Raw genomic sequence first — 13,169 nt, forward strand, 5'->3', positions numbered from 1 at the left:
AACCTTGTCGAGGGTATCAACAACAAGATCAAAGTCATCAAGCGCATGGCCTACGGCTTCCGCGATGACGACTACTTCTTCCTCAAGATCCGGGCAGCATTCCCCGGAGATCGGCGATGAACCAAAAAAAAACCGCGCCGGTGAGGGCGCGGTTTCGTCGCGGGGCGGCCGAGGCCGCCGCGAAGTCGTCGACGGATTAGAAGTCGGCGCTCAGGTTCATCGACACGAAGCGTGGGGCGCCCAGGTAGTAGAAGACCGTGCTGGCGTTCTGCGTGTACTTCACGCCGCCGACCGTGGCGCTGTAAGGCTGGGCGTTGGTGACCGTGCCCGAGCTCGGGTTGCGGTAGGACGCGTTGCCGATGTTGCTCACGTTCAGGCGCAGCTGCACGTTCTTGACCCAGTCGCTGACATTGCCGAAGTTGTAGCCGGCGTCGACGTCGCCGACCCAATATGCCGGCACTTCCTCGTCGTTCATCAGCGTGGCTTGTTGCGTGCCGGTGCGCTTGACCTTCAGGCGGGCGTAGAACGGGCCGTAGGTGTACTGCACCGAGCCGGCCAGGATCATGTCCGGCGTCAGCGTCATCTTGTTGCCCTTGGTGGGCAGGTAGAGCTGCTGATAGACCGGGGTCTGACCCGTGGGCGCGACGTTCACGCGGGCGATGGACAGGTCGTTCTGGACTTCGCTCTTCTGCAGGGTCAGCGAGCCGTAGGCCGAGAAGCCCTTGAAGGTGCCCGAGCCGACTTCCAGCTCCAGACCGTGGGTCTTGACCTTGCCCACGTTCATGTAGGTGGACTTCTGCTGTTCCCAGTCGAAGGCGTTGGCCTGGCGGTCCTTGAAGTTGACGTTGAACAGCGTCGCCGACAGCGAGATGTCACGCGTCTGGAAGCGGTAACCCAGGTCGGTGTTGATCGAGGTCTCGGCCTTGGCCTCGCGAGCCAGGGCAGCCTGTTGGCCGACCACGTTCACGTTGGAGCCGGTGAACGCGAAGTTGGGCGGCGCGCGGAAGTTCTTGGCCACGTTCAGGAAGACCTGCTGGCTGCTGGTCAGCTGATAACGCACGCCGACTTGCGGCAGGAAGTCGCTGTAGGACTTCTCGAAGCGGTAGTCGACCGGCACGCCTTCGTTGGCGGCGTTCTTGACGTCACGCTTGACGGTCGGGGCGCGGAAGCCCAGGGTCAGCAGGCCCTTGTCGTCGGCGAACGACCAGGCGTCGTTGGCGTAGAGCTGGTAGGACGTGCTGATCGACTGCCAGTCGCGGCCTTGGTAGCGGCTGCCGTCCGGACGGGTGATGTAGCCGTTGTTCAGCCACACGCTCGCCGGATTGCCGGAGTTGTCGACCGTGACGGCCGGTTGGGTTTGACGGTGGTTGGCGCGCTCGTACCAGAGGCCCAGCTTCAGGAAGTGGTTGCCTTGCTGCGAGTTCACTTCTGTGGTGACGCCCGGACGCGAGGTGCGGGTGACGCTGCCGCGGGCCACGATGATGGTGTCGGCCGTATCGCCGTCGCCGTTCAGGTCCTTGGAGGCCGAGACGGTGTTGGTGGCGGGGTTCAGGAAGCCGCCGTTTTCCTTCAGCGTCGTCTGCTGCACGCCGCCGTTGCCGAAGCCGTACCACAGGTAGGGCTGAACCTTCAGATAGGTGTCCTGGGCCAGCTTGAACGAGCCGGACATCGACACGACCGCGTTCTCGAACGGGTTGTTGGCCAGCTTGTAATAGGCGGGCGACGGAGCGATCTTGCTCTCGTCCTGCGCGCCGGCGCCCGGGGTCAGGTGGCCGGGGAAGCTGGTCGAGAAGTCGTAGTAATAGCCGTTGGCCTTGATCTGGGCCAGGCTGATGCTGTTGATGTTGTTGTTGATCGCGCGGTTGTAGAGCACCGAGCCCAGGATGGTGTTGTCCTGGTTCAGGTCCCAACGGAAGGCGGCGTCCAGGTGGTCCTTCTTGGCCTGGCCGGCGCCCTTCCACTTGTCGGCTTCCGTGTGCGAGAGGCTCACGAAGACCTTGGCGGAGTCGTTGAAGAAGCGGCCGGTGTCATAGCGCACGAAGCTGCGGGTGTAGCGCAGTTGACCGAAGCCCTGGCTCACGCGGAAGCGCTGCTTGTCTTCCGGATCGCAGCTGGTGACGGTGATGTTGCCGCCGGTGGCGCCGCCGTTGGGCGAGTCCACGTCCGGCGTGCCTTGCGCCAGGGACTGCGTGCACAGGTTTTCCTGGTCGGCGTATTCCTGCGGATAGACGGCGAAGTTGCCCGAGTCGTTGACCGGCACGCCGTTGATGATCATGCCCATCTGGTCGGCGCCGAAGCCGCGGACCGTCAGGCCGCCGCCGAACAGGCCGGTAGCGTCGTAGTTGAAAGTGTTCACGCCCGGCAGCAGGGCCAGCGCTTGATACGGGTTGCCGGACGCGCGGTCCTTGTCGATCGCCTCGCGGGTCACGGTGGAGCGGGACTTGGCGCCGTCTTCGTTCAGCATCTGACCAGCGGCCAGCTTGCCGCCGCTGCCCACGATGGTGATCGTGCCCAGACGGACCTTGTCTTCCTTGGCGCGAGGAGCGCCGTCATCGGCGGTGGTGTCCGCGTCCTTGACGACGGTCTGGGCCATCGCGGGCATCACGGCCACGAGGGCCGCGGCGGCGGCCAGGGCCGTCTTGTTGAAACCCAACCAATTCTTCTGACTCATTCCTGCGCTCCTGTGCGACGAGATCAACTTTGAAAAAACCGAAACGACCGATCTCGGCTGGCGAAGGCTTCCCGCCCTTCTGGAAAGCTTCAGGGACATCGCGCAAACGTTTTGCGCCACCCGTTGCGGCCCGAAAAATTCGTTGAGCCGCCGCCTTCTCGAACCAACCTGATTGCTTGCGGGGACCGTCGAGCGCGGTCCTCCATCACATCCGAAGCAAAAAGCCTACCAGCCGGTCCATTCGCCAGCAATGCGGCAGAAACCGTGTTGCCGAGCCGGGGACCGCACCGTCAGCCCTGGAGTTCCGGGCGTTCCGGGACCCGCTTCAGCGATGCACGGCCGTGAGTCTCATAGCCTGATGTTGTGGGTTTGTGACAAGGAATGACAGGGTTCCCCACCCAAATCAGCGTGTCAGCGGCACGCGACGGACCGGGCGCTCCGCGCGCGTCCGAGGCACTTGCGTGCGAACCCCATGACTCGTTCCGACTAAGGGTTTACACGGAGGTCGGGCGCGCCCGGCCTTGCGCCGGGACGTTGCGCGGAGTCGACAAATCGCCGGCGCGTCAGACCAGGAAGGTCGCGCGCGGGCCTTCCTGATGGATCGCATTGAGCGCGCTGGCGACCAAGCACCAGCCTGGTTCCAGTGCACCGAGTTCGCCATCCGGGCGCACGACTTCGAACACCCAGGCCGAGCCCGCTTGCCGCGTGTCGCGTTTCCATAGCGCGAAGGCTCGCGCCGGCGCACCCTGCGTGGTGGCGAGCTTGAGCTTGCCTTCGGCGCGCGTCAGCGTCACCGGTCCGCAGGCCGGGGCGCTGAGCCAGGGCGTCTCCGGCGGGATGGCCGCTTGCAAGTAAGCGCCGGTTCTCAAGGTGTCCGCGAGGCCGCGTCGGTTCCTGAGCAAAGCGACCATGCTGAAGTGGAGATGCCCGCCCGTCGCGGGCGCGGCGCGCATGAGCTCGATCTGGGCGGGGATCTCGTCCAACGGCCAGCCGTCGGACTCGATCGCCGCCTTGCTGGTGAACAGCCCCGGCCACACGTGACGGCCCAGCGGATTGACCGCCTGCCAGCCGCGCAACAGGGGCTCGAAGGCCTGCGCTTTCTGCGCGCGCGGCCAGTAGAGCTGCGGTGCCAGATAGTCCAGCCAGCCCATCGCCATCCAGTGCTCGACGTGGGCGTAGAGCTTGTCGTACTGCGAGAAGCCCGTGATCCCCGCCGGCCGCAGATCCGGCCGCTGCAGCCCGAAGGGACTGATGCCGACCCGCGCCGTCGGACGCAGCTCCCGCACCAGCTCATACATGCGGCGCACCAGCTGATCGACGTTGTCGCGCCGCCAGTCCGCGCGGGCCAGCGTGCCGCCGCCGCGCAGATAGCGTTGCCAGCTGGGCTCGTCCGGGAAGTCGACGTCCTGCTTGGCGGCGTCCTGGACCGGGTAGGGATAGAAGTAGTCGTCGATGTGCAGGCCGTCGAGCTCATACCGCGTCAGCAGATCGCGGCAGACCGCCAGCGTGTGCGTCGCCGCGTCGGGCTCGCCCGGATCGATCCAGAGCTGATCCCCGTAGCGCTTGACCCATTCCGGATGCGTCTTGCTCAGGTGCGTGGCCGAGGCCGGCGCCTTCGCGTTGCTCTGGCGCGCGCGGTAGGGGTTGAGCCAGGCGTGCAGCTCGATGCCGCGCGCATGGGCCTCGGCGATCCAGAAAGCCAGCGGGTCGTAGCCCGGGCCTTGGCCTTGCACGCCCGAGAGGTACTCGCTCCACGGCTCCAGCGTCGACGGGTACAGCGCGTCGGCGCTGGTGCGCACCTGCAGCACGATCGCGTTCAGGCGCAGCGCGCTGGCGCTGTCCAGGATGGCGAGCGTCTCGGCACGCAGCGCGTCGTCGCTCAGGCCGCGGCGGCTGGGCCAGTCGATGTTGGCGACGGTCGCGACCCAGGCGGCGCGGAACTCGCGCGGCGCGGCGGGCGGTTGATCGGTCGCCGCGGTCGGGGCCAGCGCAGGCACGGCTTCCTGGCGACGCCAGAACGCGCAACCGGAGAGTCCCGTCAGCGGAGCCACCAGGGGAGCGGCCAGCGCCGCGGTCATCAGACGTCGTCGTTGCATCAGGGATCCACCGGCGGGCGTCGAAGGGACCCGCTCACACTTTCACGAACCAGCCGCGCGCCCACATCGCCCGCGCGATGCCGTAGAACACCAGCACGAAGCCCAGCGCGAACAGCAGCGAGGCGACACGCGCATCCACCGGCAGCGCCTTGATCGGCGCATAGAGCCAGGCCTTGAGCGAGACGCCCTCGGCCACGTGGATCAGCCCCAGCAGCCGGGCCACGAGGCCCGACAGCGCGAACAGGAACAGCGCATTCATGCCCAGCACCACCAGCGGCTGGAAGCGCCGCGCCATCGCGTCGCACAGACGGGGCAGCGGCGCCGCGTCGAGCAGCCAGTAGAACACGCCGAAAACCAGGCACCCCCAGCCGGTGCACAGGAAAACGTAAGCCGGGGTCCAGAGATTCTTGTTGATGGGCAGGGTCCAGGCGTCGAGCACCTGAGCGGCCCAGAGGCAAAGCAGGCCGGCGACCATGAACCAGGTCGCCTTCTCCGCCGGATCGCGGCCACGCAGCGCCAGCCAGCGGCCCGCGAGCAGCCCCGCGATCTGGCTCGCGACGGCGGGCACCGTGCTCAGCAAGCCTTCCGGGTCCCAGGTCTTGCTCCGTACCCACAGGTGGCCGCCGAGCAGCGTCCGGTCCAGCCAAGCGCCGACGTCCTCGCCGGGCAGCAGCGAGCCGCGATGCCACACGCCCTGCGCGTCGGGGACGGCGACCACGGTCTGGACCAGCCCATAGGCCGCGAGCAGTCCGAGGAACCACGCCAACTGCGCGCGCCAGCCACACCACAGCGCGATCGGCGCGGCCAGGAGGGTGATCAGCCCCAGACGCTGGAGCACGCCGGGGATGCGGAAGCTCTCGAAGTGGAAGTAGGGGAAGAGGTTGAGCAGCAGACCGAGGGCGATGATGGTCGCGCCGCGGCGCCAGGTGTGCAGCAGCACGGCGCGCCGGTCGGCGATCTGGCCGCGGCGGGCCAGGCTGAAGCTCATCGAGATCCCACTGATGAAGACGAAGAACGGGAAGATCCAGTCGGTGAAGGTCCAGCCGTGCCACTCCGCGTGGTCCAGCGGATGGAAGAGCGCGGACCAGTCACCCGGGTTGTTGACCAGCAGCATGGCCGCGATCGCGAAGCCGCGGAAGGCGTCCAGGGACAGCAGCCGGTCGCTGCTCGGGCGAATCGAAGAGCTCAAGCGTCGGGCTCCTTGCGGCCGAAGCCGTCGGGGATCTTGATGAGGGCCGTCATCAGCAGCGAGGGCACGGCCGCGATCAGCACCCAGCCGAAGAAGTGGAAGTAGCCGAGCTGCGTCTGCAGCCAGCCGCTCCACATGCCGGGGATCATCATGCCCAGCGCCATGAAGCCCGTGCAGATCGCGTAATGCGCCGTCTTGTGAGGGCCCTCGGCGATGAGGATCATGACCATGAGGTAGGCCGTGAAGCCCAGGCCGTAGCCGAACTGCTCGACCGCCAACGCGCCGCTGACGATCCACAGGCTGCCCGGATGGACCCAGGCCATCGCCAGGAAGACCACGTTGGGCAGATGCATCGCCAGCACCAGCGGCCACAGCGATTTCTTGAGCCCGAAGCGCGAGATCACCCAGCCGCCCAGCAGCCCGCCCAGCGTCAACGCGGTCAGGCCGACGGTCCCGTAGGCCAGCCCGACCTCCTTGTTCGTCAGCGCCAGCCCGCCCGCGTCCAGCTTGTCCAGCAGGAAGGGCGTGGCGAGCTTGAGCAGCTGCGCCTCCGGGAAGCGGTACAGCAGCAGGAAGCCGATGCCGACGACGATCCCGCGCTTGCGGAAGAAGGCGATGAAGATGTCGAAGAAGGCGCGAACCTGGCGACCGTCACCGGAGGCGGGCGCATCCGACGCCGGCTTGGGCAGCCGCAGCCAGTGCCAGAACGCCAGCGCGAGGAAGGCCCCGGCCAGCACCGCCATCACCACCTGCCAGGCCATCACCCAGCTGTCGCCGCGCTCGAAGAGCTCGCCCGCCAGCCAGACCAGTCCGCCCTGACCGCCGATGTTGGCCAGCCGATAGAAGGTCGATCGCACGCCCACGTAGGCGGCCTGCTCATGCTTCTCCAGCGCGAGCAGATAGAAGCCGTCGGCGGCGATGTCGTGCGAGGCCGAGGCGAAGGCCATCAGCCAGAACACCGCCAGCGAGAGCTGGAAGAACCTGGACATGGGCAGCGTCAGCGCCACCATCGCCAGCGCCGCGCCGATCGCGAACTGCAGCGCGACCACCCACAGCCGCTTCGTGCCCATGAGCTCGACCAGCGGCGACCACAGCGGCTTGATGACCCAAGGCAGATAGAGCCAGCTGGTGTAGAGCGCGATGTCGGTGTTCGAGATCTCCAGGTTCTTGTACATGATGACCGAGAGCGTCATCACGACCACGTACGGGATGCCTTGCGCGAAGTAGAGCGAGGGCACCCAGGCCCAGGGGCTGCGCGGGCCGCCAGCGGCGGCGGGAGAGCGTTGGAGGGAGGCGGACATGGGCCTCAGTGTCGGTGCAAACGGGGCAGCGGCAGGCTCGGGGAATGCAGCGCTTGCGTGCGGGCGGTGGAAGGGGGTGATGAAGGCGCGCTTGCGGTCGGGACCGAGGCGCCTGCAGCGCCCGCCGCGCTCGCGATGATGCTGCGCAGCTGCTGACGGCGACGCTGACGCGCCTGCTCCGCGTCGGCGCGCGTTTGCTCCATGCGGGCCGGGGTCACGCTGGCGCCCGAGCGCAGCGCCTCCTCCAGACGGCCCTCGCGGCCGGCGCGTATCCAGTTGCGCAGCGTCTGCTCCGGCAAACCGAGCTCGCGCGCGGTCGCGCACAGGCCGAACTCGGCGGCGCGGCGCACCGCGTCGTGCTTGAAATCGAGCGTGTACTCGCGACGAGGCAGACCGCGCATCAGTTCAGGCCCCGCGTCCTCGTGTCCATGGCCGATTCGATCGGACAACGCCGCCGATCAACGCTCGGCCAGCGCGCGCCGCACGCTGCCGTCGTGACGCGCCAGCAACGCGAGCGCAGCCGCGGCATCGACGTGCTTGAGCAGCATCACCGTGGCCGTCTTCACGCTGAAGTCGCAGCGGTCCAGGGTCGCGCGGGCGGTGGCCTCGTCGACATCGGCGGCCCGCATGGTCAGCGCGACGGCGCGGCGCACGAGCTTGGCGTTGGTGGCCTTCATGTCCACCATCAGATTGCCGTAGACCTTGTTGAGCCGCACCATCAGCGCGCTCGAGAAACTGTTGAGCGCGATCTTCTGGGCCGTGCCGGCTTTCAAGCGCGTGCTGCCCGAGATGATCTCGGCGCCGGTGTCCAGCAGGATGGGGTGCTCGCTCTGCGCGAGCACCTCGGCGCCCGGATTGTTGGCGACGCCGATCGTGAGGCTGCCGGCCGCGCGGCCCGCGGCCAGCGCGCCCAGCACATAGGGCGTGTGGCCCGAGGCGGCGATGCCGATGACCACGTCGTTCGGACCGGGGCGGAGCGCCTCGATGTCGCGGCGGCCTTGCGGCTCGTCGTCCTCGGCGCCCTCGACGGCGACGAACATCGCGCCCTCGCCGCCGGCCAGCACCGCGATCGCGCGCTCGCGCGACCAGGAGAAGGTCGGTACCAGCTCCACGCTGTCCAGCACGCCAAGCCGGCCTGAGGTGCCCGCGCCCGCATACAGCAGCCGGCCGCCGGCGGCGATGCGCGGCAGCGCCGCGTCGACCGCCGCCGCCAGCGCGGGGGCCGCGGCGCTCACCGCCTCCACCGCCGTGCGCTGGTCGTCGACGAAGGCCTGCATCAGCCGGGTGCTGTCATACAGGTCCAGGTCGGGATGCTGCAGGCTGGGAGTCTCGGTGTTCAGGGTCTTGTGCATGGGTCGCGGGGCGGGCCGAGGCGAAAGAGGGCAGAAGAGGACGGCCTCAGGCTGCGGGCAACTCTAGTGGTCTGATAGTGGGCTCCGCCAATGAAAGCCATCGCGAGCGCCATAACCGGCGGTAATCGCCCGACGCCCTTGAGCGACGTGCGCCGGCGCTCCCCGGCGTTCCCTCTGAGCCCCTATGACCCCTTCAGCGCGTGGAGACCGCGACGCCCGCGGACTGCTCCGCCCGCAGCACCGCGCCGATGACCTCGGCCAGCGCGACCGGCGTCGGACCGGCGTCGAGCTCCACCAGCACCATGTAGCCGCGATCCCGGCCCTGATTCGTGAAGGCCTGCAGCAGCGCGATCTGGTCGCTGTGGGCCATGACGCCGTCGGGCGTCCAGTACTCCATCGCCACCAGGCAGCCGTCCGACGGCGTGCCCGGGAAGTAGCGGCTGCCGAAGTAGTAGCGCGGATCGATGGTGCTGCCGTGCATCAGCATCTCGTCCCGGCCCGCGCGACCCGCCAGCCATGCTTCCTGAAGCGGCGCGTAGTCGCGCCAGCTCGCCGGCAGCAGCGCGCGATAGCGGTCCAGCGTCCAGGGCTCGGCACTGGCAGGAACGGATGCGGGAGCGCGTTGCTCGTACTCGGCGATGCTGGCCTCGAAGGGGACCTTGGTGTGCAGGTAGGGTGTCGGGCCGATCCAGATGTTGCTCGCGGCACGGCCCGCGCCCTGGATGGTGAACAGGCCCTGCGGCGTGTTGCCCAGCGTGATCGTGCCGGGCAGGCCGCTGCTGGACAGCGCCAGCTGCGCGATGTTGAACAGCCCGCCGTCGGGTCGGCGCACGAAGCGGCCGTCGGCCTGCCGCACGAGTGCCAGGCCCATCTGCTGACGGCCCGGACGCTGGAAGCTGAACACCACCGGATAGCCCGGACGGACGGTCAGCAGATCCGCCAGCGGCGGACGCGCCTGCTGTGGCATGCCTTGCGCGCTACCGACTGCCAGGGCCAGCGCCTGCAGCCGCGGCTCGTCACGGTCGCGCTGGGCAAGCCGGGACTGGATCAGCGCCAGGTCGGAGGCTTGCCGCGTCTGCATCAGCGTGTAGGCGGCGATGGCGAACTCGCGCGGCGTGCTCAGACGCGGCAGCAGATCGCGCAGCAGCGGCGCGGCGTCGGCCGGGTAGAGCGTGTACGCGGCGGTCAGCAGCGGGCGCTGGATGTCGGCTGGCTGACGGTCCAGCGCGGGCAGTGCGGCGAGCAAGGGCGGCCCGGCCACGTCGAGGTCCACGCGGTAATGCGCGACCAGGCGCAGCGCCTGCGCCAGCTCGCGCAGCGCGGCGGCGTCCTGCGGCGCGCTCAGCGCCTTGGCCGAAGCGGCGCGGATGCTGGCGCGGTCGTTGTCGAGCCGCTCGCGCGCCTGCGCCGCGCTGCCGACCGTGGAGCGGAACTGTTCCGGCCGAAGCGACTGCAGCGCGCCGGGGCTGAAGGGACCGCCCTGGGCGGCGGGTTTCGGCGGCGTCCCGGGTGCCGGCGACGATGCGGGCGACTTCGACAGCTGCGCGCAGGCGGCGAGCAGCAGCGGCGCGGCGAGCGCGGCCCAACGTTGCCAGGCGGGGAACGCAAGGGCGGTCATCGTGCGGGCTCCTCGGCCGGTCGGATCATCAGCGCGTTGGCCAGCGGCCGCAGCGCGGTTTCGTTGAAGGGGCGGTCCATCACCGAGCGGCCTTCGATCAGCAGGCTGCTGCTGCCGCCGCCGTCGAGGTTGAAGGCCTGCGTCACGCCGCGCGCGGCCATCCGCTCGGCCAGGCGGTGCAGGCTCAGGCCGGCGATCGGACCGCGGCGGCCCTCGGCCAGCACCAGCGTCAGGAAGCGGCCCGAACGGTCCAGTCCGAGCGCGGTGCGCGGATGCGGCATGGCGCAGAAGCGCTCGCAGCTGGCGTCGTCGGCGACGCCCCGCACCTGGCCGTCGCGGATCAGCCAGGGCGTGCCGGCGACGGCCAGCCAGGTCGAGCCGCTCAGCGCATAGGGCGGCTTGAGCTGCAGCGTGCAATGCGTCGGCCGGTCGCAAGCGATGAGCGGGCTGTCGTCCGGCGTCATCACCGGGGACCAGACCTGACCCTGCGACACCGTCCAGCCGCGCGGCTCGTAGGTCTTGCTGAAGAAGGAGGCGTTGAGCGCCGCCAACGCCGCGCCCGCGCCGTCGAAACGATCCAGCGTCCGGCCGCGCTCGTCCGGGGTGCTCAGGCTCAGGCGCAGCGTGGGGTCGTTCAGGTCCAGGCGCAGCCAGTGCAGCACCTCGCCCGGCTGGCGATCGTCGCGCTCGTAGCGCAGGCTCGCGTGGCCGCCAACGGGCAGGCCCCAATCCATCGGGCCGGAGGGGCTTGCCGATGCGCGTGGCGTCGGGGCTGTGGGCGATGCAGGCGATGTCGACGATGCCGACGATGCCGACGGCGCCGTGCCCGGCGTAGAAAACCCGGCGCAGCCTGCGAGCAGCGTGGTGGCGATGAGGGCGGCGCCGGCTCGCAACAGACGCCCGGCGCTCGGCGCTCGGCCGGCCGGGGCCGACAGGGCAGGCAGGCGGGCCCGACGAGCCCGACCGGAGAGATCAGAGCGCCCGGAGAGCGCGGAGCGAGCACCGCCAAGCATCTGGGGCAGGGGCAGGTCGTGCGCGGCGGGTGTGGGCATGCGGGTGATTCTAGGGAGCGCGCTCTTGTTTGATTGCTCAGGCCGGAAATGACTCAAGCCGGGAACGTCGTTTGCACCTGTCGCCCGCCGCGCGGAGCCGTCCGGTCGCGCCCACAGGGAGTTCTTACATGCAGACCATTCGTGCCGCCGTCCGGGCGGTGTTCAGGCCCGCGGGGTTGGCGGTGCCGGTGCCGCTGCTGGCACTCGCGCTCGGCGCGCCGGCCGTGGCGCGCGCGCAGGCGGCGGTCATGCCGGCCGCCGGGCTGCCGTCGGCTGCGGCATCGGCCGCGGCTTCCGCGACCTCGCCCGCCGATTGCACCGCCATTGCCGACGCGCAAGAGCGCCTGGTCTGCTACGACCGCCTGCATGGCCGGGCGCCGGACGCGCCACCTCCGTCGGCCGTCGCCCGGGCCGCGCCGCAAACGGTGCCGGCCGCCTTGCCGGTGGCGGCCAACGCCGCCTCGCCGCGCGCCGACGACCCCTGCACACGCCTGCCCGAGGCGGCCGGCAGCGCGCACAGCTACCTCGGCTCGACGCTGTCCGAGCGATGGGAGCTGTCCTGCCGCGACCAGATGCCGCGCTTCCTGCCGCGGCCGTACAAGCCGGTCTATCTGCTGCCGGTGTCCTGGAGCTCCCGCACCAACCGCGGCCCCATGGCCTCGGAGACGCCGGACAACGGCGTCGTCACCGCGCTGGACCTGGACAAGAACGAGGCGAAGTTCCAGGTCAGCCTCAAGTCCAAGATCTGGGGCCTGGACCAGGACGGGACCTTGTCGGTCTGGGGCGCGTACACGCAGAGCTCGCGCTGGCAGGTCTACAACGGACGCGAGTCGCGGCCCTTCCGCGAGACCAACTACGAGCCCGAGCTGATCCTGGTCCACGGCACCGACGTGGCGCTGCCCTTCGGCTGGAAGGCCAGCATGCTGGGCCTGAGTCTGAACCACCAGTCCAACGGCCGGGCGGTGCCGCTGTCGCGCAGCTGGAACCGGGTGATCGGCGAGCTCGCGCTGGAGCGGGGCGAGACCACGGTCAGTCTGCGCCCGTGGTGGCGCATCCTCAACACGGGCGTCGACGACAACCCGCGCATCCAGGACTACATGGGCCGCGGCGAGGTGCTGGTGACGCAGAAGATCGGTCGTCACGTGCTGGCGCTGACGGCGCGGCACAGCCTGCGCTTCGGCGACCGCTCGCGCGGCTCGGCCCAGCTGGAATGGGCCTTCCCGATCGGCGGCGGGCTGCACGGCTACCTGCAGCTCTTCAGCGGCTACGGCGAGAGCCTCATCGACTACAACTTCCGCGAGTCCCGCATCGGCCTGGGCGTCTCCGTCGTCGAGTGGCGCTGAACGGGCCCCACTTGCTCCCGCCCCTCTCCCGACAGCGTCTGGGTCGTTGCCCTTTTCTCCCTCTCCGGACAGCGTCTGGGTCGTTGCCCTTTTCTCCCTCTCCGGACAGCGTCTGGGTCTTCGCTTCTGGCTCCCTCTCCCGCTTGCGGGAGAGGGCGGGGGAGAGGGTCTTCGCGCTGCCAGAGCCCCGATGCCCCCGCCCGATTCGATGAATAAGCCGCACCCGCGCGCCCCTCGCCCATGGCGATCGGGCGGCGGCTGATCTACCCTGCGCGGATGTCCGCGTTCATCGATACCTGCGTCATCTGGGTGGTGGGCTACCGCCTGGACGGGCGCGACCGCCAATGGGTCCGCGCATTGCCGCCCTCGGCGGAGGCGCCGGTGCGCACGATGCTGCTGGAGGAGCTCGAGGAGCTCTACGCCGACCGTGCCGAGCTGAGCTGGCTGCGCCAGGCGACCGCCGCGGAGCGCGAGGTTTTCCTGGCTGGCGGACAGCCCTTCTGCCCGGTGACCCCGCCTGCGGCACCCTCCGCCTGAGCCGCTCGAT

11 protein-coding genes are annotated in these 13,169 nt (G+C 69.4%); 3 read left to right on the forward strand and 8 right to left on the reverse strand.

The annotated features are described in order from the left end of the window. Window positions 1-120, forward strand: a 120-nt coding sequence (locus tag ABDW59_RS02050) for a transposase (protein WP_343627991.1), incomplete at its 5' end; no start/stop codon positions are given. A gap of 76 nt (window positions 121-196) precedes the next feature. Here the strand turns inward: ABDW59_RS02050 and ABDW59_RS02055 are convergent. The 8 genes from ABDW59_RS02055 to ABDW59_RS02090 all read right to left on the reverse strand — a co-directional run bounded on the left by ABDW59_RS02055 (window position 197) and on the right by ABDW59_RS02090 (window position 10,961). Next, entirely contained in the window at window positions 197-2,671 is a 2,475-nt protein-coding gene (locus ABDW59_RS02055) for a TonB-dependent receptor (protein ID WP_343627736.1), read from the reverse strand. A gap of 563 nt (window positions 2,672-3,234) precedes the next feature. Next, complete coding sequence (locus tag ABDW59_RS02060) at window positions 3,235-4,767, reverse strand: family 10 glycosylhydrolase (protein WP_343627738.1); 1,533 nt, start codon at window positions 4,765-4,767, stop codon at window positions 3,235-3,237. A gap of 34 nt (window positions 4,768-4,801) precedes the next feature. After that, window positions 4,802-5,956: a heparan-alpha-glucosaminide N-acetyltransferase domain-containing protein gene (locus ABDW59_RS02065; RefSeq protein WP_343627739.1), complete on the reverse strand. Its 1,155-nt coding sequence runs from the start codon at window positions 5,954-5,956 to the stop codon at window positions 4,802-4,804. Beyond that, window positions 5,953-7,257, reverse strand: coding sequence for an MFS transporter (locus ABDW59_RS02070; protein ID WP_343627740.1), 1,305 nt, complete (start codon window positions 7,255-7,257; stop codon window positions 5,953-5,955). The genes ABDW59_RS02065 and ABDW59_RS02070 overlap by 4 nt, the downstream gene beginning before the upstream one ends. A 5-nt stretch (window positions 7,258-7,262) precedes the next feature. Next, complete coding sequence (locus ABDW59_RS02075) at window positions 7,263-7,706, reverse strand: transposase (RefSeq protein ID WP_343627742.1); 444 nt, start codon at window positions 7,704-7,706, stop codon at window positions 7,263-7,265. Between the two features lie 9 nt (window positions 7,707-7,715). Next, window positions 7,716-8,609 (reverse strand): N-acetylmuramic acid 6-phosphate etherase, encoded by an 894-nt coding sequence (locus tag ABDW59_RS02080; RefSeq protein WP_343627743.1) that lies wholly within the window; start codon window positions 8,607-8,609, stop codon window positions 7,716-7,718. A 193-nt stretch (window positions 8,610-8,802) separates the two neighbouring features. Further along, window positions 8,803-10,227: a hypothetical protein gene (locus ABDW59_RS02085; RefSeq protein ID WP_343627744.1), complete on the reverse strand. Its 1,425-nt coding sequence runs from the start codon at window positions 10,225-10,227 to the stop codon at window positions 8,803-8,805. Beyond that, window positions 10,224-10,961 carry a phosphodiester glycosidase family protein gene (locus ABDW59_RS02090; RefSeq protein WP_343627745.1) on the reverse strand — a complete coding sequence of 246 codons (738 nt, stop codon included), beginning with the start codon at window positions 10,959-10,961 and terminating at the stop codon, window positions 10,224-10,226. Before ABDW59_RS02090 ends, ABDW59_RS02085 begins: the two co-directional genes overlap by 4 nt. Before the next feature lie 446 nt (window positions 10,962-11,407). On the opposite strand from ABDW59_RS02090, the gene ABDW59_RS02095 reads away from it, so the two are divergent. Together ABDW59_RS02095 and ABDW59_RS02100 are read left to right on the forward strand one after the other, a co-directional pair. After that, entirely contained in the window at window positions 11,408-12,622 is a 1,215-nt protein-coding gene (locus ABDW59_RS02095) for a phospholipase A (RefSeq protein ID WP_343627746.1), read from the forward strand. A gap of 276 nt (window positions 12,623-12,898) precedes the next feature. Beyond that, window positions 12,899-13,159: a hypothetical protein gene (locus ABDW59_RS02100; RefSeq protein WP_343627747.1), complete on the forward strand. Its 261-nt coding sequence runs from the start codon at window positions 12,899-12,901 to the stop codon at window positions 13,157-13,159. The last annotated feature ends 10 nt before the right edge of the window (window positions 13,160-13,169 follow it).

The sequence above is a fragment of the Roseateles sp. genome (genome assembly GCF_039595295.1).
GTDB lineage: Bacteria > Pseudomonadota > Gammaproteobacteria > Burkholderiales > Burkholderiaceae_C > Roseateles.